Annotated in this window: 21 protein-coding genes; 15 read left to right on the top strand and 6 right to left on the bottom strand. The window is 73.3% G+C overall.

All coding sequences use genetic code 11. The annotated features are described in order from the left end of the window. The first annotated feature begins 61 nt into the window (after window positions 1–61). Window positions 62–2,278 carry a catalase gene (locus tag A6R01_RS13370; RefSeq protein ID WP_292606672.1) on the top strand — a complete coding sequence of 739 codons (2,217 nt, stop codon included), beginning with the start codon at window positions 62–64 and terminating at the stop codon, window positions 2,276–2,278. Window positions 2,279–2,309: 31 nt separating this feature from the next. After that, window positions 2,310–3,491 (top strand): alcohol dehydrogenase catalytic domain-containing protein, encoded by a 1,182-nt coding sequence (locus A6R01_RS13365; protein WP_292606670.1) that lies wholly within the window; start codon window positions 2,310–2,312, stop codon window positions 3,489–3,491. 118 nt (window positions 3,492–3,609) lie between these two features. On the opposite strand, the gene A6R01_RS13360 is transcribed toward A6R01_RS13365, so the two are convergent. Together A6R01_RS13360 and A6R01_RS13355 are read right to left on the bottom strand one after the other, a co-directional pair. Further along, window positions 3,610–5,220, bottom strand: coding sequence for a RecQ family ATP-dependent DNA helicase (locus tag A6R01_RS13360; RefSeq protein ID WP_292606668.1), 1,611 nt, complete (start codon window positions 5,218–5,220; stop codon window positions 3,610–3,612). A gap of 52 nt (window positions 5,221–5,272) precedes the next feature. Further along, window positions 5,273–6,088 carry a sigma-70 family RNA polymerase sigma factor gene (locus tag A6R01_RS13355; protein WP_292606666.1) on the bottom strand — a complete coding sequence of 272 codons (816 nt, stop codon included), beginning with the start codon at window positions 6,086–6,088 and terminating at the stop codon, window positions 5,273–5,275. A gap of 175 nt (window positions 6,089–6,263) precedes the next feature. On the opposite strand from A6R01_RS13355, the gene A6R01_RS13350 reads away from it, so the two are divergent. After that, entirely contained in the window at window positions 6,264–6,983 is a 720-nt protein-coding gene (locus A6R01_RS13350; protein WP_292606665.1) for a GAF and ANTAR domain-containing protein, read from the top strand. Window positions 6,984–6,995: 12 nt separating this feature from the next. On the opposite strand, the gene A6R01_RS13345 is transcribed toward A6R01_RS13350, so the two are convergent. Continuing rightward, on the bottom strand, window positions 6,996–7,706 hold the full coding sequence (locus A6R01_RS13345; RefSeq protein ID WP_292606663.1) for a response regulator transcription factor: 711 nt from the start codon (window positions 7,704–7,706) through the stop codon (window positions 6,996–6,998). A 271-nt stretch (window positions 7,707–7,977) separates the two neighbouring features. Here A6R01_RS13345 and A6R01_RS13340 point away from each other — a divergent pair, with 271 nt between their 5' ends. Continuing rightward, complete coding sequence (locus tag A6R01_RS13340) at window positions 7,978–8,703, top strand: GAF and ANTAR domain-containing protein (protein ID WP_292606661.1); 726 nt, start codon at window positions 7,978–7,980, stop codon at window positions 8,701–8,703. Window positions 8,704–8,838: 135 nt separating this feature from the next. On the opposite strand, the gene A6R01_RS13335 is transcribed toward A6R01_RS13340, so the two are convergent. Next, the gene (locus A6R01_RS13335; RefSeq protein ID WP_292606659.1) at window positions 8,839–9,411 is read right to left on the bottom strand and encodes an isochorismatase family cysteine hydrolase; all 573 of its coding nucleotides are present in this window, start codon (window positions 9,409–9,411) and stop codon (window positions 8,839–8,841) included. Between the two features lie 129 nt (window positions 9,412–9,540). On the opposite strand from A6R01_RS13335, the gene fdhF reads away from it, so the two are divergent. The 7 genes from fdhF (at window position 9,541) to A6R01_RS13300 (ending at window position 15,773) form a co-directional block, all read left to right on the top strand. Next, window positions 9,541–12,651 carry a formate dehydrogenase subunit alpha gene (gene fdhF, locus A6R01_RS13330; protein WP_292606657.1) on the top strand — a complete coding sequence of 1,037 codons (3,111 nt, stop codon included), beginning with the start codon at window positions 9,541–9,543 and terminating at the stop codon, window positions 12,649–12,651. Next, a complete protein-coding gene (locus A6R01_RS13325) occupies window positions 12,651–13,094 on the top strand; it encodes a hypothetical protein (RefSeq protein WP_292606655.1) in 444 nt (147 codons plus the stop codon). Before fdhF ends, A6R01_RS13325 begins: the two co-directional genes overlap by 1 nt. Before the next feature lie 129 nt (window positions 13,095–13,223). Further along, entirely contained in the window at window positions 13,224–13,643 is a 420-nt protein-coding gene (locus tag A6R01_RS13320) for a CBS domain-containing protein (RefSeq protein ID WP_292606653.1), read from the top strand. 157 nt (window positions 13,644–13,800) lie between these two features. After that, a complete protein-coding gene (locus A6R01_RS13315) occupies window positions 13,801–14,346 on the top strand; it encodes a type 1 glutamine amidotransferase domain-containing protein (RefSeq protein ID WP_292606651.1) in 546 nt (181 codons plus the stop codon). Further along, the gene (locus tag A6R01_RS13310; RefSeq protein ID WP_292606649.1) at window positions 14,346–15,086 is read left to right on the top strand and encodes a hypothetical protein; all 741 of its coding nucleotides are present in this window, start codon (window positions 14,346–14,348) and stop codon (window positions 15,084–15,086) included. The genes A6R01_RS13315 and A6R01_RS13310 overlap by 1 nt, the downstream gene beginning before the upstream one ends. 163 nt (window positions 15,087–15,249) lie before the next feature. Next, complete coding sequence (locus tag A6R01_RS13305) at window positions 15,250–15,621, top strand: DUF4396 domain-containing protein (RefSeq protein ID WP_292606647.1); 372 nt, start codon at window positions 15,250–15,252, stop codon at window positions 15,619–15,621. After that, window positions 15,582–15,773, top strand: coding sequence for a hypothetical protein (locus tag A6R01_RS13300; protein ID WP_292606645.1), 192 nt, complete (start codon window positions 15,582–15,584; stop codon window positions 15,771–15,773). Before A6R01_RS13305 ends, A6R01_RS13300 begins: the two co-directional genes overlap by 40 nt. 53 nt (window positions 15,774–15,826) lie before the next feature. Here the strand turns inward: A6R01_RS13300 and A6R01_RS13295 are convergent, their stop codons facing one another. Beyond that, a complete protein-coding gene (locus tag A6R01_RS13295; RefSeq protein ID WP_292606643.1) occupies window positions 15,827–16,279 on the bottom strand; it encodes a DUF6328 family protein in 453 nt (150 codons plus the stop codon). Between the two features lie 580 nt (window positions 16,280–16,859). Between A6R01_RS13295 and A6R01_RS13290 the strand changes: the two genes are divergently transcribed. From A6R01_RS13290 to A6R01_RS13280, 3 genes are all read left to right on the top strand, one after another. After that, on the top strand, window positions 16,860–19,031 hold the full coding sequence (locus tag A6R01_RS13290; protein WP_292606641.1) for a DEAD/DEAH box helicase: 2,172 nt from the start codon (window positions 16,860–16,862) through the stop codon (window positions 19,029–19,031). 39 nt (window positions 19,032–19,070) lie between these two features. After that, entirely contained in the window at window positions 19,071–19,940 is an 870-nt protein-coding gene (locus tag A6R01_RS13285; protein ID WP_292606639.1) for an oxidoreductase, read from the top strand. 102 nt (window positions 19,941–20,042) lie between these two features. Continuing rightward, window positions 20,043–20,831 (top strand): hypothetical protein, encoded by a 789-nt coding sequence (locus A6R01_RS13280; protein ID WP_292606637.1) that lies wholly within the window; start codon window positions 20,043–20,045, stop codon window positions 20,829–20,831. Between the two features lie 235 nt (window positions 20,832–21,066). Here A6R01_RS13280 and A6R01_RS13275 read toward each other — a convergent pair whose 3' ends face one another. After that, window positions 21,067–22,797: a phospholipid carrier-dependent glycosyltransferase gene (locus A6R01_RS13275; RefSeq protein WP_292606635.1), complete on the bottom strand. Its 1,731-nt coding sequence runs from the start codon at window positions 22,795–22,797 to the stop codon at window positions 21,067–21,069. A 109-nt stretch (window positions 22,798–22,906) separates the two neighbouring features. On the opposite strand from A6R01_RS13275, the gene rsmI reads away from it, so the two are divergent. Continuing rightward, window positions 22,907–23,740: a 16S rRNA (cytidine(1402)-2'-O)-methyltransferase gene (rsmI, locus tag A6R01_RS13270; RefSeq protein WP_292606686.1), complete on the top strand. Its 834-nt coding sequence runs from the start codon at window positions 22,907–22,909 to the stop codon at window positions 23,738–23,740. Window positions 23,741–23,747: the final 7 nt, after the last annotated feature.

The raw sequence follows: 23,747 nt of genomic DNA, 5'->3' as shown, positions 1-23,747 counted from the left end.
CCGGTCCGGGACGACAGAGGGCGGCCCCGTGCCGTCCGCCTCCCTGCAGAAGGAGCACCCCATGAGCGACCCGACCATCCCCGGAGCCCCCGCCCCCGAGCCGCCCTCGGTGCAGGAGCCCCAGGAGCCCCACGACCCCCTGCCCCCCAAGCCCGACCAGGGCGCGCCCGAGCTGCGCACCGCCACCGGCGAGGCGCTGGAGGGCGAGGAGGGCACCGCTCGCGGCCAGCAGGGCCGCTGGCTGACGACCGCCACCGGCGTGAAGCTGCGCGACACCGACCACTCGCTCAAGGCCGGATCGCGCGGCCCGACCCTGCTGCAGGACCACCACCTGCGCGAGAAGATCACCCACTTCGACCACGAGCGCATCCCCGAGCGGGTCGTGCACGCCCGTGGAGCCGCCGCCCACGGCTACTTCGAGGGCTACGGCACCGTCGGTGAGATCTGCCTGGCCAGCGTCTTCGAGGAGGGCCGTCGTACGCCGACGTTCGTGCGCTTCTCCACGGTGCTGGGCAGCCGCGGGTCAGCCGACACCGTGCGCGACACCCGCGGGTTCGCTACGAAGTTCTACACCGACGAGGGCAACTGGGACCTCGTCGGCAACAACATGCCGGTCTTCTTCATCCAGGACGGCATCAAGTTCCCCGACATCATCCACGCCGGCAAGCCGCACCCGGACCGCGAGATCCCGCAGGCCCAGTCCGCGCACGACACGTTCTGGGACTTCGTGTCGTTGCACACCGAGGCCCAGCACCACACCATCTGGAACATGTCCGACCGCGGCATCCCGCGCTCCTACCGGATGATGGAGGGCTTCGGCGTACACACCTTCCGGGTCACCAACGCCGAGGGCGCCACGTCGCTGGTGAAGTTCCACTGGAAGCCCAAGCTCGGCGTGCACTCCCTCACCTGGGAGGAGGCGCAGATGCTCGGCGGGCTCGACCCCGACTTCCACCGCCGGGACCTCGCTGACGCCATCGAGGCCGGTGCGTTCCCGGAGTGGGAGCTGGGCGTCCAGGTCTTCCCCGACACCGAGGACCAGACCTTCCACGGCATCGACCTGCTCGACCCGACCAAGCTGGTGCCCGAGGAGATCGCACCGGTGCAGCCGATCGGCAAGATGGTGCTGGACCGCAACCCGACCAACTACTTCGCCGAGACCGAGCAGGTCGCCTTCCACACCGGTCACCTCGTGCCCGGCATCGACGTCACGGACGACCCGCTGCTGCAGGCCCGCAACTTCTCCTACCTCGACACCCAGCTCTCGCGGCTGGGCGGGCCGAACTTCAACCAGCTGCCGATCAACCGGCCGCACGCGCCGGTCAACGACATGCTGCGCGACGGCATGCACCAGCACGCCGTGCACCCGGGGGTCGCGCCCTACCGGCCCAACTCCCTCGACGGCGGGTGCCCCTTCAGCCTGGAGAACCAGGGCGAGGACCTCACCGACGAGCAGAAGCGGGCCTTCGTCGACGCCGCCGCGAGCATCGAGGCCAGCCGCAAGGTCCGGGCCAACCCGGCGTCGTACGACGACCACTTCAGCCAGGCGCGGCTGTTCTGGCTCTCGTTGAGCCCGGTGGAGAAGGAGCACGTGGTCCGCGCCTACACCTTCGAGCTGGGCAAGTGCTACGAGCAGGCCATCAAGGAGCGTCAGCTGCAGGCGCTCGCCAACGTCGACGAGGACCTGTGCGCGCAGGTGGCCGCGGGGCTGGGTCTCCCGGCCCCCGAGCCGACCACGGCGATCGCGGACGTCGAGCCGAGCCCGGCCCTGTCCCAGCTCGGCGGGACCTGGCCCACCGACGGGCGGATCGTGGGACTGGTCGTGGACGCCACGACCCCCGCCGACCAGGTGCAGCCGGTGCGCGACGCGATCTTCGGGGCCGGCCTGGTGCCGTTCGTCGTCGGTCCCCGCGGAGGCGAGATCGACGGGGTGCCGGTCCAGCGGACCTTCGCCACGGGTCGCTCCGTCGAGCTCGACGCCGTGCTGCTCCTGGCCGCCCCGGTCCCCGCCCCGGACGCCCTCGGCGCCCGTGACGAGAAGGCCGCCGGCGAGGGCGCGGTCGACCCGCGCGTCCGGCTGCTGGTGGAGGAGTGCTTCCGCCACAGCAAGGCCGTGGGCGCCACCTCGGCCGGGCAGGCGGTGCTCGAGGCCGCCGGCGTCGACCCGCAGTCCGTCGGGGTCGTCGTCGGCGACGACCCCACGAGCGCCTGGGAGCAGCTCTCCGGGCTGCTGCCCGCCCACCGTGCCTGGGACCGCTTCCCGGCGGCCCTGGCCTGACCCGGACCCACTCGAGGGAAGGAGAGAGATCATGAAGGCAGTCACCTGGCAGGCACCTCGCAAGATCAGCGTCGAGGAGGTGCCCGACCCGACCATCCAGGAGCCCACCGACGCCGTCGTGCGGATCACCACGACCGGTCTGTGCGGGTCCGACCTGCACCTGTACGAGCCGCTGGCCCCGTTCATGTCCGCCGGCGACGTCATCGGCCACGAGCCGATGGGCATCGTCGAGGAGGTCGGGCCCGGCGTGCGCGACCTCGCCGTCGGCGACCGCGTGGTGGTCCCGTTCAACATCAGCTGCGGCAGCTGCTGGACCTGCTCGCGCGGGCTGCACAGCCAGTGCGAGACCACGCAGAACCGCGACACCGGCACCGGCGCCAGCCTGTTCGGCTACTCCTCGCTGTACGGCGCGGTGCCGGGCGGCCAGGCCGAGCTGCTGCGCGTCCCCTTCGCGGACTTCCTGCCGATGAAGGTCCCGCACGGCCCCGTCGACGACCGCTTCGTGCTGCTGTCCGACGTGCTGCCCACCGCCTGGCAGGGGGTCGAGTACGCCGAGCTCCCCGACGACGGGGTGCTGCTGGTCATGGGTGCCGGCCCGATCGGCGACATGGCCGCGCGGATCGCCATGCACCGCGGCCACCGCGTCCTGGTGGCCGACCGGGAGCGGGACCGACTCGCCCGCGTCGCCGCTCGCGGGGCGGAGACCATCGATCTCAACGAGGTCGACGACGTGGCGGAGGAGGTGCGCTCGCGTACCGGTGGCCGTGGTGCCGACTCCGTCATCGACGCCGTCGGCATGGAGGCCTTCGGCAACAAGGTCGTCGAGGCCACCCACAAGGTCGTCGGCCTGCTGCCCGACGCGCTGGCCGGACCGTTCATGCAGGCGGCCGGGATCGACCGGCTCGCGGCGCTGCACGGCTCGATCGACGCCGTACGCCGCGGCGGGACGGTGTCGCTGCTCGGCGTCTACGGCGGTGCCGTGGACCCGATGCCGATGATGCAGATGTTCGACAAGCAGATCCAGATGCGGATGGGCCAGGCCAACGTCCGTCGCTGGACCGACGACATCATGCCGCTGCTGGTCGACGACGCGGACCCGCTGGGCACCGAGGACTTCGTGACCCACCACCTCCCCCTCACCGAGGCCCCCGAGGCCTACCAGCGCTTCCGCGACAAGGAGGACGGCGTGGTCAAGGTGGTCTTCACGCCCTGACCCGCCGAGAGGTCGCTCGCGCACGGCCGAGAGGTCGCTCGCGCACGGCCCAGAGGTCGGTGACGCACGGGCCGGCTCCCCAGCCTGGGGTGCCGGCCCGTCGTCGTGTCGTCGCCGGTCAGGCGGGCTTCAGCAGCTGCCGCTCGCGGACCAGCTCGGTGGCCAGCGTGCGGTAGCCGACCCGGTCGAAGAGCACCGTCACGGTGTCGCGGGTGAGGTCGGTGATCGTGCCCCGACCGAACCTGCGGTGGCGCACGCCCGCCTCCGGGCGCAGCCCGTCGAGGTCGCGCAGCGTCTCCAGCGGCTGAGCACCGCCCTCGGCGCTGCAGGTGTCGCACCGCCCGCAGGGCTCCTCGGAGAGGTCGCCGAAGTGGTGGCGCAGCACCAGGTCGCGGCAGTGCGGCGAGTCGGCGTACTCCCGCACCCGCTCGACCTGGGTGCGGCGCAGCGTGCGCTCGGCATCGGCCCGTCGACGTACGGCGTCGGCCAGCCGGTCCACGTCCTGCGACGGGTCCGCGTCGCCGGCGGTCAGCAGCGCGAGCACCCGGCCCACGGTCCGCCGACCGAGGCCGGTGCTGGACGCGAGGGTCCGCACGTCGGCGTCCGGTGCGTCCCGCCACGCCTCCGCGACGCGACGGACCGACGCGGAGCGGGGCCGGCCGCCCGCGAAGAAGTGCCCGAGGGAGAGGTCCTCGTCGCGGAACAGCAGCTCGGCCACGGCGGCTCGCCCGTCGCGGCCGGCCCGGCCGGACTCCTGGTAGTAGACGTCGAGCGACTCGGGGGCCTGCGCGTGCAGGACGAAGCGCACCTCCGGCTGGTGGACGCCCATGCCGAACGCGGAGGTCGCCACCACCACGTCGACGTCGCCGGCGTGGAAGGCGTCGTGCACCTCCTCGCGACGCGCCCGGGGGAGCCCGGCGTGGTAGGCGGGGGCGCGCAGACCGGCCTCGGCCAGGCGCGCGGCGAGGGACTCGGCGTCGCGACGGGTGCGCACGTAGACCAGCCCCAGCCCGCCCTCGGTCTCCTCGCGCAGCGCACGGACGCGCTCCTCGACCAGCGCGGGGCGCTCGGAGTCCTCGTGCAGCCGCAGCACGCGCAGGGTGACCTCGGGGCGCTCGAAGCCCAGGACCTGCTCGGTCCCGCCGAGCCCCAGCACCCGGTGCACGTCCTTGCGCACCGCGGAGGACGCGGTCGCGGTCACGGCCACGGTCGGCGGGGAGCCCCACGCCTCACGGACCTGCCCGAGCGCGGCGTACGCCGGCCGGAAGTCGGTGCCCCACGTCGAGACGCAGTGCGCCTCGTCCACCGCGAGCAGCGCGGGCGGGTGCTCGGCCAGCAGGTCGTGCAGCGGGCCACCCTCGAGCTGCTCGGGGGAGGTGTAGAGCAGCCGCAGGGTGCCGTCCCGCACGGCCGACTCCGCGGCGTCGAGGTCGGCCGCGGACTCCGCCGAGGTCCATCGTGCGGCGAACCCCTCGCCTGCGGTGGAGTCCAGCCCACGCACCTGGTCGCCGGCCAGGCTCAGCAGCGGCGTCACCACGACGCACAGCCGCTCGGCGGCCGCCGCGGCGAGCTGGAAGACCAGCGACTTGCCGGTGCCCGTCGGTGCGACGAGCAGCACGTCGTGCCCCTCGAGCAACCGGCGTACGGCGCTGAGCTGGTCGGTCGTGGGCTCGGGCACGTCGAGCAGGTCGGCGGCGAGCGAGCAGAGGAAGGGGTCCGAGACGGTCACGCCCTCCGGTACCCACGTGCCCGCGGGCGCTAGCCACCCCCTCGGGTAGCGGTCACACGTGGCCCACCAGTGGCGTCGGCCCGGAGGTGAGCGGTCGGAGGTCCACGTCCCCCAGGGCGCCGCGCAGGTGGCCCAGGATGCGCGTGAGGAGCCGGGAGACCTGGGTCTGCGTCACCCCGATCAGCTCGCCGATCTCACCTTGGCTCAGCTCCTCGGTGAACCGGAGCCGGATGATCTCCCGGTCCCGCCCGGACAGCGTCCGCAGCGCGGGCTCGAGGACCATGCGGTTCTCGACGTGGTCCAGCCGGTCCTCCCGGCCGAGGCGTTCGGTGCCGGGGGCGCCGTCCCCCTCCTCGCCGCCGGGGACGTCGAGGGAGCGGGTGACCATGCTGCGCGACGCGAGCCGGGCCTCCCGCAGCGCGGCGTCGCTGCAGCCGAGGCGGGAGGCGACCTCGAGCGTGGTGGGCTCGCGACCGAGCTCCGAGCGCAGGTCGTCGGTCACCGTGTGGGCGTCGGCCGAGAGCTCCTGCAGGCGACGTGGCGGCCGCACGCCCCACGACTCGTCGCGGAATAGCCGCTGCACCTCACCGCGGATGGTGGGGACGGCGAAGGTGAGCAGGTCGTCGGCGCGCGAGGGGTCGAAGCGGCCGACGGCCTTGATCAGGCCCTCGTAGGCGGCCTGGCGCAGGTCGTCGTCGGCGAGGCCGCGGCGTCGGTAGCGCTGGGCGATGCGCTCGGCGACGGGACAGTTGAGGTCGACCACGGTGCGCAGCGTGGCGCGCCGTGGGCCGCGGGGCAGCCCCTGCGCGTACTCGAGCAGGGCGGCGGTCCGCCGGCGGCGGATGGTGGAGGAAGAGGGCGAGGTCATCTGCAGCCCCCCTTCAGGGGTGTGCTGCGACAGGTCGGTGTGGGGCCCGACCAGGAGCCGACGGTCTGCAGCTCCCGGAACCCCTTCGACACTACGCACCGTGCGGTCACGTGTCACCCCCGTGCGGGGGTGGTGGCGACGTCGCTACGGTGGGTGCCCCGATCTTGGAGGAGAGATGAGCGACGACGCCGGCGAGCCCCAGGGGGACTGGGCCGCCTACCTCGCCCGGGTCAGTGAGGAGCTCCTGAGCGGCACCGAGGAGCCGGTGACGGTGGGGCGGGTCGTCCACCGGGCCGTCGAGGTCGTGCGCGGCGCCGAGGGGTGCGGCCTCACCGTGCACCGCAGGCGGCAGGGCCTGGCGACCGCCGAGGCCAGTGACGAGGCGGTGCGCCGCGCCGACCAGCTGCAGTACGACCTCGGGGAGGGTCCCTGCCTCGACACGGCCTCCGGGGACGCCACGCTGCGCGTCGACGACCTCGGGGCCGAGGAGCGGTGGCCACGCTGGGCGAAGGGCGCGCACGAGGAGGGCTGGAGGTCGACCCTGTCGGTCAAGCTCCGCTCCGACGAGGACGACATCGGCGCGCTGAACCTCTACTCCCGCCGGCTCTCCGCCTTCGACGACCACGCGGTGGAGGTGGCGGAGGTCTTCGCCACGCACGCCGCGAACGCGCTCCGGCAGGCACGCCTGGTCTCCGGCCTGCGCACGGCCCTGGCCTCCCGGCACGAGATCGGGATGGCGCAGGGGGTCCTGCTGGCCCGCTACGACATCGACGCCGAGCAGGCCTTCGAGGTGCTGCGCCGCATCTCCAACGACGCCAACCTCAAGCTGCGCGACGTCGCCGCACGGGTGGTGGAGGCCCGCGGTCTGCCCGGCGGTACGCCGCCGGCCCACTGACCCCGGGGTCGCTCAGGCGGCCGGCGGGGCTCGGTGCGGGCTGTCCGACGTGCCCTTCAACCCCTGCTCGTGGACCCAGGTGACCGCCTCGACGCGACGCCGCACACCGGTCTTGCGGTAGGCGGCACGGATGAAGGTCTTGACCGAGTTGATGCTCAGGTAGCAGCGCTCGGCGATCTCCTTGTTGCTCAGCCCTGCCGCGATCAGCACCAGCATCTGGCACTCGCGCTCGCTGAGCCCCGCGTCGTCGGTGCGGGGCGAGGTGTTGCACGGGCCGCTGAGCGCAGGGCCGCGCCGGGCAGCGCGCACCAACGCGCCCGCCACCTCGTCGACGCCGACGGTCTTGGGCAGCCAGCCGTCGGGCTGCGACGGCACGGGGCCGCGCAGCAGGCGCCTGGCCTCACCGGGCCAGGCCAGCGCGAGCACCGTCCACCTGGCCGCGCGGGCGTCCGCGACCACCTCGGCGTACGCCGCCTCCGGCTCCCCGGCGTCGAAGAGCACCGCGCCCGGGGCGTGGCGCTCCCGTCCGGTCGGCGCGACCCGCGCGGGTGGGGCGGGCGGGCCGGTGACGATCCTCAGCTCGGGTCGGTTCCCCAGCATGACCTGCAGCCCTCCGCGCACGAGGGGGGAGGAGGTGGCCAGGACCACCGGGACGCGTCCCGGCGCCTGGCCGTCCTCGTGTCGGGAGGGCGGGGAGGCGGGGGACGGGACGGTGGCAGTCATGACACTCACCTTTCGTGGGCCTGTCGTGGGCCTGTCGTGGGCCGGTCGTGGTCCGGTCGTGGGCCTTCGTGGGATGCCGGTGGGTACCCGCGCGTCCCAGGTCCATGCCTCCTCTCCAGGCCCCCGCACCAGACCGCGTCTCCGCGCGTGTGTGACGCAGGACGCACAGGGGTGAGCGCGTGTCGGAAAGTGCGTGACAGGGACGTCTCAGGGCAGGATGGGGCCTCGCCTGGAGAAGACGGGCGATCGATCTCGTCTTCAGGTGGTGTGGATGTCGCGCGAGGATCTCGCGACCGTGCTGGCCCAGGTGTCCCAGGAGCTCTCCGACGAGCGTGACGAGGCGTTGACCGCCGCGCGGATCTGTCGCCTGGCCCTGGAGGTCGTCGACGGGTGCGACCACGCGACCCTGAGCGTCCGGGCGCGCCGGCACCGGCTGGCGCCCGCGGAGGCGACCTCGGAGGTCGCCGAGGCCCTGCAGGAGTCGCAGCTGTCGACGTGGGCCGGTCCGACCGTGGCGGCCTTCGAGTCGGCCGAGTCCGTGGTCTCCCACGACCTGGCGGCCGAGGACAGGTGGCCGGGGTGGCTGGACCTCGCGGCACCGGTGCGGGCGCACGGCGTCCGCTCCGTCGCCGCGGTGCCGCTGTTGACGCGCGGCCGGACCCAGGCGGTCATGACGCTGTGGTCCCACCACCGCGGCTCGTGGAGAGGGGCGACCCACGACGCGGTGCTGCTCTACGCGACGCACGCGGCCGCGGCCCTCGACGCGGCGAAGATCATCACCGGTCTCGAGACCGCGCTCGGCACGAGGCACCGCATCGGTGCAGCCCAGGGGATCCTCATGGAGCGGCACCGGCTCTCGCTGCACCAGGCGTTCACCGTCCTCCAGCGCTACTCCAGAACCTCCAACGAGCCCCTCAGCGACGTCGCCGCCCAAGTGGTCGAGGAGTCCGAGCGCGGCTACGCGGGGCCGGATCCTCGGGGACCGGCACCCGACTGAGCCCGGCGTCGCCACTGGCCGCACCCCCCCCCGGCGGGCCGGTGGCGGCGTCGTCACCGTCGTGGGCGGCTCCGCGGATTCCGAGGAGCCGCCCGCGACCCTCCGCTGTGCATCGTCGCGACCCCCGGGACCGGGTCAGTCGTGACCCGAGGTCCACTGCGCGGCCACCTCGCGCGCGGTCAGGACGTCCTGCCGGTGCTGGGTCCTCAGCATCTCCAGGGTGTGGTCGTGCTCCTCCCAGGAGACCGACGCGGTCCCGTCGGAGACCAGGACGACGGCGAGGTCGTGGGCGAACGCGTCGCGCGCCGTGGCGGCGATGCAGGACTCGGTGCTGACCCCGGTCAGGACCAGCCGGTGCACTCCCCGCCGGCGCAACCGCTCCACCAGGTCGGTGCCGAAGAACGCGCTGTCACGCGTCTTCAGCAGCAGGTCGGCCGGCCCCGGGTCCAGGCCCTCCGCGCGAGCGGCGCCGGGGGTGCCCCGCACGACGACGCCCTGGTCGTCCTCCAGCATCGTCAGGGTCCAGGTGCTGCGGTCGGGCTCGTGCTCGGTGCGCACCTCCAGCACGGGGACCCCGGCCCGGTGCGCGGCCCGGGCCAGCTCGGAGCAGGTGTCCAGCACGTCGTCGCGGCAGCGCTCCAGCTCGTCGTCGACGAAGTAGTCCTCCTGCAGGTCGATGAGCAGCAGCGCGTCGTGGGTGGCTCGCATGCGAGCACGGTTCCCCGCGCCGCGGCCGGCGATGCCTGCCACCCGACCACTCACAGGAGTGAATCCGGCGATGCCGTGGCTTCGTAGCGTCGAGGACCCGTCCGCCGAGCGAGGAGCAGCCACCCAGACATGAGCCGAGCCCACGCCGACCGTCCCGACCCGGGCCCCGCCGGTACGACGCCCGAGTTCCGCCCGCTGTCCCAGGACCGCTCCGCACCGCCACCACGGTCGGTGGAGGTCTGCGTCGACGGCCGGTCCGTCGAGGTCGCCGAGGGGGAGTCGCTCGCGGTGCCGCTGGCGGACGCGGGCGTCCCCTCGCTCTGCTTCCACCCCAGCCTCGGCGCCCTCGAGACGTGTGACACCTGCTTGGTCGAGGCCGACGGGGAGCTGGTCCGCGCCTGCGCGACCCGCGCCCGCGCGGGACTCGAGGTGGACACAGGAGGGGAGGGCGAGCGTGCCCGGGAGGAGGCGGCGCAGCGACTGGTGCGCAAGCACGTCCTCTACTGCACGATCTGCGACCACAACGACGGCGACTGCACCCTGAAGAAGGGCATCGAGGCGACCGGGCTGCAGTTCGAGCGCTACGGCTACTCGCCGAAGCCCCACGAGGTCGACGACAGCCATCCCTTCTACCGCTACGACCCCGGTCAGTGCATCCTGTGCGGCCGCTGCGTCGAGGCCTGCCAGGACGTGCAGGTCACCGAGACGCTGTCGATCGACTGGGGTGCCGATGACCCCCGGGTGCTCTGGGACGGGGGCGCTCCCGCCGGCGACTCCTCGTGCGTGTCCTGCGGCCACTGCGTGTCGGTCTGCCCGTGCAACGCGCTGATGGAGAAGACGATGCTGGGTCGGCACGGGCTGTTCACCGAGTGGCCCGACGACGTGCGGGAGCTCGCGATCGACGTGGTCAAGGACGTCGAGCCCACCACCGGCTACGGGCCGCTCTACCAGCTCTCCGACCTCGAGGCCACGGCCCGGCAGGGCGTGACGAAGCGGACCAAGACCGTGTGCACCTACTGCGGGGTGGGCTGCTCCTTCGAGGTGGAGACCCGAGGGCGCGAGGTGCTGCGGATCCTGCCGAGCGCCGAGGCGCCCGCCAACAACATCTCCACCTGCGTCAAGGGCAAGTTCGGCTGGGACTACGTCACCGCCGAGGACCGGCTCACCAGGCCCCTGGTGCGGGAGGGGCACCGCTTCCGGGAGACCAGCTGGGAGGAGGCGTTCGCCGTCATCGCCGAGCGGCTGCGCGACCTGGTCCGGGACCGGGGACCGGACACCGTCGGGGTCATCGGCTCCTCCAAGGCCACCAACGAGGAGTCGTACCTGACCCAGAAGCTCGCCCGACAGGTGATCGGCACGCACAACACCGACAACTGCTCGCGCTACTGCCAGGCGCCGGCGACGCAGGGGCTGTGGCGCACCGTCGGGTACGGCGGCGACGCCGGCTCGATCAGTGACATGGAGCGTGCCGACCTCGTGCTGCTGGTCGGCACCAACACCGCGGCGTCCCACCCCGTCATCGCCTCGCGGCTGCGACGGGCGCAGAAGCTCAACGGCCAGGTCCACGTCGTGGCCGACCTGCGGCGGCACGAGATGGCGCAGCGCGCCGACGTCTACCTCCACCCCGAGCCCGGCACCGACCTGGTGTGGCTCTCCGCGGTCACCCGTCACGTCCTGGAGCAGGGCTGGGCCGACGAGAAGTTCCTCGAGGAGCGCGTCAACGGGCTGGAGGAGTACGTCGAGTCGCTGGCGCCGTTCACGCTGGAGGCCGCCGAGGAGCAGTGCGGCATCCCCGCCGACACCCTGCGCGACGTGGCCCACCGCGTCGCCCACGCCGAGCGGGTGTGCGGGCTGTGGGCGATGGGCGTCACGCAGCACGCCATGGGCTCGGACACCTCCACGGCGATGTCCAACCTGCTGCTGGTCACCGGCAACTACGGGCGTCCCGGCACCGGCGCCTACCCCCTGCGGGGGCACAACAACGTCCAGGGCTGCTCGGACTTCGGCACCATCAACACCTTCTACCCCGGCTACCAGCCGGTGCAGGACGAGCAGGTCCGCGACAAGTTCGCCGACGCCTGGCAGTGCGACCTCTCCCTCGAGCCCGGGCTCGACAACCACACGATGGTCGACGCGATCCACGACGGCGACCTGCGCGCCCTGCTCGTGGTCGGGGAGGAGCTGTCGCTGGTCGACGCCAACGTCCACTACGTCCAGGAGGCCCTGGAGAAGCTCGAGCTGCTGGTGGTCTCCGAGCTGTTCTTCTCCCGCACCTGCGAGTTCGCCGACGTCGTCCTCCCGGCGGCGGCGTCGCTGGAGAAGGACGGCACCTTCGTCAACACCGAGCGCCGCATCCAGCGCCTGTACGCCGCCATGGACCCGCCCGGCGAGGCCCGGCCGGACTGGCAGGTGCTCCAGGGGCTCGCGACCCACCTCGGGGTCCAGTGGGGCTACACCCACCCGGCCGAGATCATGGACGAGGTGGCCTCGCTGACCCCGATGTTCGCCGGGGTCTCCTACGACCGGCTGGAGGGCTACGCGTCCCTGCAGTGGCCGGTGGCCGAGGACGGCACCGACGCCCCGCTGCTCTACACCGAGGACTTCCACTTCGGCGACGGCCGGGCGCGACTCCACCCGCTGGAGCCGCGCGAGCGCGCCGAGCCGGTCACCGAGGAGTACCCCCTGCACGTCAACAACGGCCGCGTGCTCGAGCACTTCCACGAGGGCAACCTGACGCTGCGCAGCAAGGGCCTGTCCTCGCTCGTCCCCGACACCTACGTCGAGGTCTCGCGGGAGACGGCTCACCGGCACGGAGGTGTGGTGACCGGCGACTGGGTGCGCCTGGTGTCGCGCTACGGGGAGGTGACCGCCCGTGTCCTGCTCTCGGACCAGGTGGCCGACGGCGAGCTGTGGCTGCCGATGCAGGCCGCCGAGATCAACATGCTCACCGGCAACGAGATCGACCCCGACTCCCACACCCCGGCGTACAAGGAGATCGCGGCGCGCATGGAGCTCGCAGACGGTCTCATCGAGAGACGCGGGGGAGCCCGCAAGGGGGCGGACCGCGCCCGACGGGGTGCCCGTGACGAGCAGGGCGACCCCGACGGTCCGCCGCTCCCGCGGCGGCACCACCGCTACGGCCACCCCACTCCTCAGGTCGGGGTGCGGGTCGAGGAGAAGTGGGCGCGCGAGGACTACCGCCGCCCACCGGAGGAGGACATCGAGGGGGCGAGCTCCTGATGGCGCGCCAGCTGGGCTACACGCCCCCCACCCCTCCGGACTCCCAGGCCCGGGCCGAGCTCGACGACCTCGTCGAGGCCCTGCACGACGCCGGGCTCCTGCGGGCGCTCGCCGGCGGCGCCCGCTCCTACCCCGACATCCTGCGGCTCCTGCTGAGGTCGGTGGACGCTCAGACCCTGCGCTCGCTGGTGGCGCTGTCGGCGGCCGCCACCGACCTCGACCCGGCGGGCACCGAGCGGGTCGCCCGGGGCATCCGGCGGGCACGGCAGGCCGCGCCGCGCGCCGCGCGCGGGAGGCCGCCGGGCCTGCTGCGCCTGGGGTGGCGGATGCGCCGGCAGGACCCCCGCCGCGGCCTGGCGGCGGCCATCGCCGCGCTGGCCGCCCTGGGGTCGGCGCTCGGCGAGGACGAGCCCAGCGGACCCGACGTCCGGCACCCCTCCTGACAGCCCTCCTGCCCCCCTGCGGACGGAACCCCTGCCGGCCGGACGGCCTCACCCACGCGAGCGGGGGTGGCCCCGGCCGGACCGGGCACCGGGTCGGCGGACCGTCCGACGACGAGAGAGGACACGGACATGCCGACAGCACGAGACCTGATGACCGAGGGCGCCGCGTGCGCCACCACCGACCAGACCGTCTCCGAGGCAGCCCGCCGGATGCGGGACCTCGGGGTGGGGGCACTGCCCATCTGCGACGACGACGGCCGGCTGGCCGGGGTGATCACCGACCGCGACATCGTCGTGAACTGCGTGGCCGAGGGGCACGACGTCACCGAGACCACCGTGGCGGGCTACGTCACCGGCAAGCCGGTCACCATCGGTGCCGACGACGACGTCGCCGAGGCGCTGCGGACCATGGTCGATCACGACGTCCGCCGGCTCCCGGTGATCGACGGGCACGACCTGGTGGGGATGCTCGCGCAGGCCGACATCGCCCGCGCCCTGCCGCCGCAGCAGGTGGGTGAGCTCGTGGGGGCGATCTCCGAGCCGGGCTGAGCCCCGACCGGCGTACGGGCGCGCACGAGCCGCACCCACGCACGGGCCGCCACCCCTGAGCGGGGTGGCGGCCCGTCGCCGTCCCATCGGTTCCGTCGAGCGGAGGCCACCCCTGCGGGCGGTGAAAGCACCGGTAGCGCGACCTAGCGTCGAGCACATGACGACGATTGCATTCCTGACAGCGACCGAGGGCATCGAGCGGGCCGAGCTGGTGGAGCCCTGGCAGGCCGTCATCGACGCCGGCCACGACGCCGTGCTGCTGGCCCCCGAGGAGGGGGCGGTGCAGCTCTTCGAGCACCTCGACAAGGCCGACACCCGTTCCGTCGACACCGTGGTGTCGAACGCCTCGGTCGACGACTACGACGCGCTGGTCCTGCCCGGCGGCGTCGCCAACCCCGACGCACTGCGCATGGACGAGGGCGCCGTCGCCTTCATCCGCGACTTCGTGGCCTCGGGCAAGCCCGTGGCGGCGATCTGCCACGCGCCGTGGACGCTGATCGAAGCGGGAGTCCTCGAGGGGCGCACCCTCACCTCCTGGCCGAGCCTGCAGACCGACATCCGCAACGCCGGGGGCACCTGGGTCGACGAGGCGGTCGTCACCGACGCCAACCTCATCACCAGCCGCAACCCCGGTGACATCCCGTCGTTCAACAACGCGCTGCTGGAGGCTGTCGCGCACGGGGCAGGCAGCACCGGGTCCTGATGACCGGGCGCGAGGAGAAGGTCGGGCGCTACCGGGGCGATGCCCACCGGGTGCGTCCGACCGCCTCCTGGGCCGCCCTCGGCGTCTTGGTCCTCGGCGTGGTCGTCGTGGGCGTCGGGGTGCTCGTGATGTCCTGGCCGGTCGCCGCCGCCGGTGCCGCCGTCGGCGTCGCCGGCGCGGCGCTGGCGGCGTGGAGCGGCCTGCTGTGGAACGTGCACGGCGCGACCGGCGCCAGTCGCACGACCCGTGAGGACGGCACCGTCGAGGTCGCCGGGACCCACGCCCACCTCGAGGACGCCGCCGCGCAGCGTCACGCCGCCGAGGTGAGCCGCCGGGCCAAGCACCTCGAGCACCAGGGCCCGCCGAGGCGGCCGGGGCTGGCCCGCGCGGGGGCCGCCCTGGTCCTCGCCACCGGCACCTGGCTGGCCCTGTCGCAGTGGACCCTGTACGCCGAGACGCCGGAGGGCCGAGAGGGCACCTGGCGCGCCATGGGCGCGGCCATCGTGGTGCTGCTGGCCGCCCTGCGCCTGCTCGCGCCCGGGCGGTCCCTGCCTGCCGTCGCGGCCGCGGTCGTGGTCGGCCTCCTGCTCGTGCCGAGCGGCCTGCTGCTGGCCGAGACCGCGAGGGCCGCGGCCTCGGAGACGATCAGCGGCATCCTCACCGTCCTGGGGGCGCTGCTGACCCTGGACCGCACCACCCCAGCCCCCACCCGGCCCCGGGACGCCGCGACCCGACCCTGAGGAGGACGTGTGGAGCACCCGACCCCGACGGCACGCGCCAGCGCTGAGGAGCAGGCCCCGGAGCAGGCCCCGAAGCAGGCCCCGGAGCGGTCCCCGGAGCAGGGTCCCGGAGCAGGGTCCCGACATTTCGGAGGGCGCTGAGAGCTCGGAGGGCATGGAGGGCATGGCCGCCAGCGCCACCCTGCACTGCCTCACCGGGTGCGCCACGGGCGAGATCGTGGCCCTGGTCGTGGCCACGGCGGTCGGCCTCGGCGCGCTGGCGAGCATCCCGCTCGCGCTCGCCCTGGCCTTCGTCTTCGGCTTCGCGCTGTCCAGCCTCCCGCTGCTGCGCAGCGGCCTGGCCGTGGGGGTCGCCCTGAAGACCGTGGTGCTGGCCGACACGATCTCGATCCTGACCATGGAGGTCGTCGACAACGCGGTCGTGCTGCTGATCCTTGCGCCCTGCACGCGGGGCTGGTCAACCCCACCTTCTGGTGGGGGATGGGCGTGGCCTTCGTGGCTGCCTACGCCGCGGCCTACCCGGTCAACCGGCTGATGCTGCGGCGGGGGCAGGGGCACGCCCGCTCCCACGGCGCGATGGGCGACGGTGTCGAGCGTGCCTGGGTGCCCGACATCCCGGCCCCGGGGCTGGCCGGTGCACTCGCCGCCTTCCTGGCCGGCGGGCTGCTGGTGTCCATCGCGGCCTGAGCGGCCTGAGCGGCCTGAGCGGTCGGCGGGGTCGGAGGGAGGTCGGCGCGCGGTCAGTCCCGGTCGGGTGGTGGCCCGCCGCGCAGGAGGGGCAGGGCCAGCCACACGGCGAGGAACAGGCCGAGGGTCGAGAGGCCCGCGGCGTACGACCACGGTCGGCCGACCACGACGTCGAAGACGAGCAGGACCGCCCCCGCGCTGGTGTGCGCGAGCATGCCCAGCCCGGCGCGCGCGAAGACGTTGCCGGCCTCGACGAGCCACGGCCGCTGGCGCCGCCGGAACAGCATCCGGTGGAAGGCCACCGGGGCCAGCACCAGCGTCGTGGTGACGACCGACCCCATCAGGACCGCCAGGTAGATGAGTCGCTGCTGGTCGGTCAGGTCCTCGAACTGCGAGGAGAAGGGGACGGTCAGCAGGAACCCGGTGAGGATCTGGGTGCCGGTCTGGACGACACGCAGCTCCTGGAGCAGCTCGTCCCAGTTGCGCGTGAGTCGCTCGGCGTCCACGTCGGCGTCCTCGCTCCTTCGGTGCCAGGTCGGTGCGGGCCCGGGGGTGCCGCGACCGGGAAGGATTCCGGTCCCCGGCCGCGGCCGTTCCCGACGATCACCCCTGCGGGTGGAAGCACCACCCGGATGTGGTGATTCGAGAGCGAGAACGTCTCGATGGTGCTCCGTGGACACCCCGCGCCAAACCACCCGGGCGGGTACGGAGCCCTCCGGACGCCTCACCCTCCGGGGCCGTCCGCGACCGCCGCGCGGGCACCGGGCCGGCCCGCCCGCCGGCCCGTGTCGCGCCGCGCTTTCCCCACGGGCTTCCCCACGGGATGCCACCGGGTGAGGGTCGATGTGAGACAGTGGACCCGTTCGCACCCCGTGGACCAGGAGCAGCAGCTCCCGGGACCCCCACCGCTCGGCCCGTTCGACCGGCCCCCAGGGCTGGCCCGTCCGGCCCGACCACCGGCAGCGAGTCCCCCTCATCGGTGCGAGCGCCGGCCTGCGCCGCCGTCCCCGGAACCCGCCGGGACGGCTGGCCCGGACCGATCGCCGTGCGGCCCACCGAGGGTGCGCCGGCCCGGAGGAGGAGCGAGTGGCTCGACGGCCCCAGCGTCGTGGCAACGGTCAGCGCGCCCAGCGACGGGTGCGCGACCTCGACAACGAGGGGATCATCCCCGTCCTGGCGCGCGCGGTGCGCGAGGTGGAGGGTGCCGCCCAGCGCGGTGCCGTGCCGCCGAGCGCGCGCACGAAGTTCCAGGTCGTGGCCCTGCTGGTCCGCGAGGAGAGGGCCCGGGTCAAGGCCGACACGGAGGCCTCGGAGTCCCAGCGCGCCGAGCAGCTCAAGCGCCTCGACGGCATCGCGACGATCCTGGCCAAGACCGCCACCCGCGACACCACGCTCCTGCACCTGCTGGCCGAGGACGCCGAGGTCGGCGACGCCGCGGAGGACCTGCGTCGTGAGATGAAGAAGCGCGCCGGCCTCGAGGTGCCCGACGAGCCCGAGGTCGACGAGGACGACCCGGACGCCCCCGTCATCGAGAAGCGGGTCGTCCCGCAGAGCGTGATCGCCCGTCGCCTCGCCAACCCCTTCCTCGTCCCCGACTTCACCGGCGCCGCGGCCCAGAACGCCCGGCCCCGCCGGCTCGCCGGCTGGGAGCTGCTGGGTCCCCTCTTCCGCTCCTTCGAGTACGGCGGTGCGTCGGCGTGCATGCCGCTGCCCGAGCCCGGGTCGCTGGTCGCCGCGTCCGGCCGCGAGCTGATGAAGCACCAGTCGCAGGTGGTCGAGGCCGCCGCCCAGGGCCACCGGACCTTCCTGCTCGCCGACGAGCCGGGTCTGGGCAAGACCGCCCAGGCACTGCTGGCCGCCCAGGCCGCCGACGCCTACCCGCTGCTGGTCGTGGTGCCCAACGTGGTGAAGACCAGCTGGGCGCGTGAGGCCGGCATCTGGACCCCCGGCCGCACCCCGACGGTGATCCACGGCGACGGCTACGACGTCGACGGCTGGGCCGACATCGTCGTGGTCAACTACGAGATCCTCGACCGCCACGTCGGCTGGCTCGGCGACTTCGGGTTCAAGGGGATGGTCGTCGACGAGGCGCACTTCATCAAGAACAAGACCTCGCAGCGCTCCCAGCACGTCCTGCACCTCGCCGACCGGCTCCGCGCCCGCTGCCCCCGCCCGCTGCTCATGGCGCTGACCGGCACGCCGCTGATCAACGACATCGAGGACTTCCGTGCCATCTGGCAGTACCTCGGCTGGATCGACGACACGAAGCCGCTCGGCCCGCTCATGGAGGCGCTGGAGGAGACCGGCCTCACCCCGGCCGACGGCCCGGCGTTCTACGGCGCTGCCCGCACCTGCGTGGTCAACCAGGGCATCGTGCGCCGTCGCAAGGTCGACGTCGCCGCCGACATCCCGGCGCGCCGGGTCGCCGACCTGCCCGTGGAGCTCGACGACGCCGTCGGGCGCTCCATCAAGGCGGCGGAGAAGGAGCTGGCCCGCCGGATGGTGGCCCGCTACCATTCCGCGCTGGAGACCCGGGTCTCCGGGAAGACCGTCGAGGGCATCGACCACGAGCTCGTCCGGCGCGTCGCCGGCTGGGAGCTCGAGGACTCCTCGAACAAGAAGGACGGCGAGAACGTCTTCTCGATGGTGCGCCGCATCGGCCAGGCCAAGGCCGGTCTCGCCGCCGACTACGCCGCCCAGCTGGCGCGCAACGTCGGCAAGGTCGTCTTCTTCGCCAAGCACGTCGACGTCATGGACGCCGCCGAGAAGCTCTTCGAGGAGCGCGGCATCCGCTATGCCTCGATCCGCGGCGACCAGACCCCGAAGGCCCGCCAGGCCGCGATCGACGCCTTCACCGAGGACCCCGACGTCCAGATCGTCGTCTGCTCGCTGATGGCGGCCGGCGTCGGCCTGAACCTCCAGGTCGCCTCCAACCTCGTGCTCGCCGAGCTGTCGTGGACCGACGCCGAGCAGACCCAGGCGATCGACCGCATCCACCGCATCGGCCAGGAGGAGCCGGTCACCGCGTGGCGCGTCATCGCCGCGCACACGATCGACACCCGCATCGCCGAGCTCATCGACTCCAAGGCCGGGCTGGCCGCCCGGGCGCTCGACGGGTCCGACGAGGAGATCGGCGCCAGCTCCGACATCCAGCTCGAGGCCCTGGTCTCGCTGCTCACCGCGGCGCTGGAGGAGGAGGAGAAGCAGCGGGTCAAGCGGGCCCGCGCGCTGCGGTCGGAGGCGGCGTACGCCGGATAACCGGTCGGGTGCAGCCGGTCGCTGGGTAGGTTCGGGGCCATGGGCGCCCCCTCCCTCCCGGACCTGACCGGCCGCACCTACGTCGTCACCGGCGCCAACTCCGGCATCGGCCTGGAGGCGGCGCGGAAGCTCGCGGCCGCCGGCGGCCACGTCGTGCTCGCCGTCCGTGACACCGCCAAGGGGGATGCCGCCGCGGCGCAGCTCGACGGCTCCACCGAGGTCGCCGAGCTCGACCTGGCCGACCTGTCCTCGGTGCGGGCCTTCGCCGAGGCCTGGGGAGAGCGGGAGATCACCTCGCTGGTCAACAACGCCGGCATCATGATGGTGGCGCAGGGCCGCACCGTCGACGGCTTCGAGCGGCAGCTCGGCACCAACCACCTGGGCCACTTCGCGCTCACCAACCTGCTCCTGCCGCAGGTCACCGACCGGGTCGTGACGGTCTCCTCGGGTCTGCACAACGGCCCGCAGGTCGACTTCGACGACCTCGACCTCGAGCGGTCCTACAGGCCGACCCGGGCCTACCAACAGTCCAAGCTGGCCAACCTGCTCTTCACCGCCGAGCTGCAGCGCCGGCTCACCGACGCGGGCAGCTCCGTGGTCGCGCACGCCTGCCACCCCGGCTACAGCGCCACGAACCTGCAGAGCCACCACGCGAACCCGCTCATGAACAAGCTGATGTGGCTGGGCAACAAGGTCGTCGCCACGAGCGCGGAGTTCGGCGCCCGGCCCACCGTCCACGCGGTCACCGCCGACCTGCCGCCGAACTCCTACATCGGCCCCTCCGGCTTCCAGGGCCTGCGGGGCGCCCCGGGATCCAACCCCCGCTCGGCCCAGGCGCGCGACGCCGACGCGGCGCGGCGGCTGTGGGAGGTCTCCGAGCAGCGCACGGGCACCTCGTTCCCCCTCTGAGGCCGCTCGACGGGCGGTATCTCACACCCACCGGGGTCGCGACTGTCGGTGGGGCCTGCGCACAATGGGGCCCGATCGACCGGTCGACCAGGGGGCTGTGGGATGAGGACGAAGCGGATCGCACAGGGCGTGACAGCCACGGTGCTGGCGTTCCTCCTCGTGCTGCTGACCACCGGCGCGAGCGGCGAGCACCCCGCCGAGCAGGTCCGTGGCAACCTCGACGGCCAGCGCGTGCGGGTCAACCTCCCGCCGACGACCGAGCCGAAGGGCGTGGCGATCTTCTTCCACGGCCAGGGGTCCAACTACAACCACAAGATGGACGGCACCTGGCTCGACGCCCTGCGTCGTGACGGCTGGGTGGTGGCCTCCTCGATGTTCCACCGGGAGAACTGGGGCAACCCGATCTCCACCGAGGACACCATGAAGCTGTGGGACTGGGCCGAGCAGCAGGGCGGCGGCGAGGTCAAGCTCTACATCGGCGCCTCCATGGGCGGCACCACCTCGCTCAACGCGCTGGTCCACGGCGAGCGCAAGCCCGCCTGCTGGTACGGCGTGAAGCCGGCCGTGGACATGTCCACCATGGGCAACGTCCCCGGCGCCCGCCGCTTCATCTCCCAGGCCTACGGCGGCCAGCCCTACCCGCGCGACCGCAACCCGGTCGACACCGCCTTCAAGCTCGCCAAGACCGGGGCGACCTTCCGCTTCGTCGCCTCCCCGCGCGATCCGTTCGTGCCCTATGAGTCCAACAGCGGCGAGATCGTCTCCCGGCTCAACCAGTTCGGTGCCGACGTCTCGCTGCGCACCGTCCAGGGCCCCCACGACGACCCCTCGCACTACAGCGCCCACGACCTGGTGGCCTTCGCCAACGAGTGCGCCGGCACCGCTGACTGACCGCCGAGAGGTCGCTCGCGCACGGCCGAGAGGTCACTGACGCACGGCCGAGAGGTCGCTCGCGCACGGCCGAGCACCTGCATCGGGGCGCCGTGAGCTTCAGCGGGGCGCCGATGAACCTCACGCACCCCGAACGCACCTGCATCGGGGCGCCGTGAGCTTCAGCGGGGCGCCGATGAACCTCACGCCCGCGGCCCCGACCCCAGCGAGCTCCTCCGTCGCGGCGTACGTCGCCTCAGATCCAGCGGCTGAACCAGATGCGGTCCAGCCAGGCGGAGTGGGTGAGCAGCTCGTGGGTGAAGATCGGCCAGAACCACGCGAAGTTCAGCAGCACCAGCACGAGGAACGAGCCGGCCAGCACCACCCCGACCGTACGCCGGGTGGTGGGCTCGCGGTCGGGGCCGATCAACCGCCCGATGCCCAGCGTCAGTGCCAGCACCACGAACGGCAGGATCAGCACGGCGTAGAACAGGAAGATCGGCCGGTCGTCGAAGATCAGCCACGGCAGCCACGTCGAGGCCGCCCCGGTGACCGCCACGCCGTAGCGCCAGTCCCGGGCACCGACCCACATCAGCACCGCGAAGGCGAGCGCCACGATGCCGGTCCACCAGATCATCGGGGTCCCGATGAGCAGCACCTGACGCAGGCAGTCGCTGCCGGCAGGAGCGGTGCAGCCGCGGGTGCCTGGCTCGATACCGGTGTCGGCGGCGACGCCGACCGGCCGGTTGAGCAGCAGCCACCCCGAGGGCTGGGACTGGTAGGTGTGCGTGGAGCAGTTCAGGAAGTGGGTGTGGAAGGTGTAGACGTCGCGGTGGTAGTACCACAGCGACCGCAGCGACTGGGTCACCTCGCCCAGCCCGCTGGCGTCCGGCTCGGTGGCGGTCGGCCAGCGGGCGTCGCGGTCGGGGGCGTCGTCGACGAAGGACTCGCCGTCGCAGCTGCCGGACCCGCTGTACTGGGTGTACTGCGTGCTGGAGAGGTGCTGCTCGTACTCGTCGGCGTGCACCAGCCAGCCGGTCCAGGTCAGCAGGTAGGTCGCGGCGGCCACCACGACGAGGTGCACGAACGCCGTCGGGGCGTCGGCCACCACCGAGCGCAGCCACGCCCAGCGCACGCCGAAGGAGCGGCGCCCGCCGGCGCTCCAGGCCCACACCAGCAGCCCGAACGCGGCCAGCGGGTAGATCGCGGTCCACTTGGTGCCGATGGCCAGGCCGAAGCTGATGCCGCCGAGCAGCAACCAGGGGCGGAACAGCAGCCCGCGCACCGGCCCCCACGAGGACGCCGACGGCGGCGAGGGCAGCAGCCGGGCCAGGCGAGCGCGGTACCAGTCACGGTCGTTGACGCAGCAGGCCACGCCGCACAGCAGGAAGAACGCCACGAAGATGTCGAGCAGCGCCAGGCGTGACAGGACGAAGTGCAGCCCGTCGAGCATCAGCAGCAGGCCGGCGACCAGGCCGAGCATCGTGGAGCCGGTGAGGCGGCGCGCCAGGCGCACCATCACCACGACCATCAGCGACCCGACGACCGCCGAGGCGACCCGCCAGCCGAACGGGTCGAGACCGAAGACGACCTCGCCGAGGCCGATGAGGTACTTCCCGACCTCGGGGTGGACGATCATCGACGGACCCTCGGTCCACAGGTCCGTGGTGGTGCCCGAGAGGATCTGGTCATTGGCGTCCTCGACGTAGCCCCGCACGAAGCCGTTCTTCAGCAGCGCCCAGGCGTCCTTGGCGTAGTAGGTCTCGTCGAACTGGAACTCCCGCGGGGACCCCAGCCGCCACAGCCGCAGGAACAGCGCCAGCAGCCCGAGCGCCAGGGCGGCGCTCCAGCCGATGAAGGGGTCCTCCTTGGGCAGCCGGCCCTTCGCCCGCGCCCACGCGCTGGGCACCGGTCGCCCCTCGGCGGTGGAGGAGAGCCCGACGGTGACCTCGCGCTCGCTCTCGCGCTGGGGCGCCGCTCTCGTCACGGCCGCCACCCTACGGGGGCACCCGGGGAGTACGACGGAGGATGGGAGGATGCCGGGCGTGAACCGACCTGCAGGCGAGCCACGAGCCGGCGCCGGCGAGGGGGAGGGCGTGCTGGTGCTGGCCGCCACCCCGATCGGCCGCCCCGAGGACGCGCCGCCCCGGTTGGCCACCGAGCTCGCCCGTGCCGACGTCGTCGCCGCCGAGGACACCCGTCGCCTCAAGCGGCTCACGACCGACCTGGACGTGCAGATCGCTGGCCGGGTCGTGTCCTACTTCGAGGGCAACGAGTCCGCCCGCACCCCGGTCCTCCTCGAGTCGCTCCTCGCCGGCGAGCGGGTCCTGCTCGTCACCGACGCCGGGATGCCCAGCGTGAGCGACCCCGGCTACCGCCTGGTCGCCGCCGCCGTCGAGGCCGACGTCCACGTCACCGCCGTGCCCGGCCCCAGCGCCGTCCTCACCGCGCTCGCGGTCAGCGGCCTCCCGGTCGACCGGTTCTGCTTCGAGGGCTTCCTGCCACGCAAGGCCGGCGAGCGCGCCCGACGGCTGGCCGGGCTGGCCGCCGAGGAGCGCACGATGGTCTTCTTCGAGGCCCCGCACCGCACCGAGGCGGCGCTGGCCGCGCTCGCCGAGGCGTTCGGCGACGACCGGCCCGCCGCCGTGTGTCGCGAGCTCACCAAGACCCACGAGGAGGTGCGCCGCGGCCCGCTCGCCGAGCTGGTCACCTGGGCGGCCGACGGGGTCCGCGGCGAGGTGACCCTGGTCGTCTCCGGCGCGGTGCCGACCGCGGCCGTGGGGGACACGCCCGCCGAGCTGCGTGCCGCCGTCGCCGACCACGAGGCGGCCGGGTCGACGCGCAAGGAGGCGATCCTCGAGGTCGCCCGGCTCGCCGGCGTACCCAAGCGTGTCGTGTACGACGCCGTCCACAAGCCCCAGGAGGACTGATGGAGCA

It is taken from the genome of Nocardioides sp. REDSEA-S30_B4 (genome assembly GCF_001627265.1).
Classification (GTDB): domain Bacteria; phylum Actinomycetota; class Actinomycetes; order Propionibacteriales; family Nocardioidaceae; genus Nocardioides.
The sequence above is the reverse complement of the archived record's forward strand: the minus strand, read 5'-3'. Positions and strand labels throughout refer to the sequence as shown.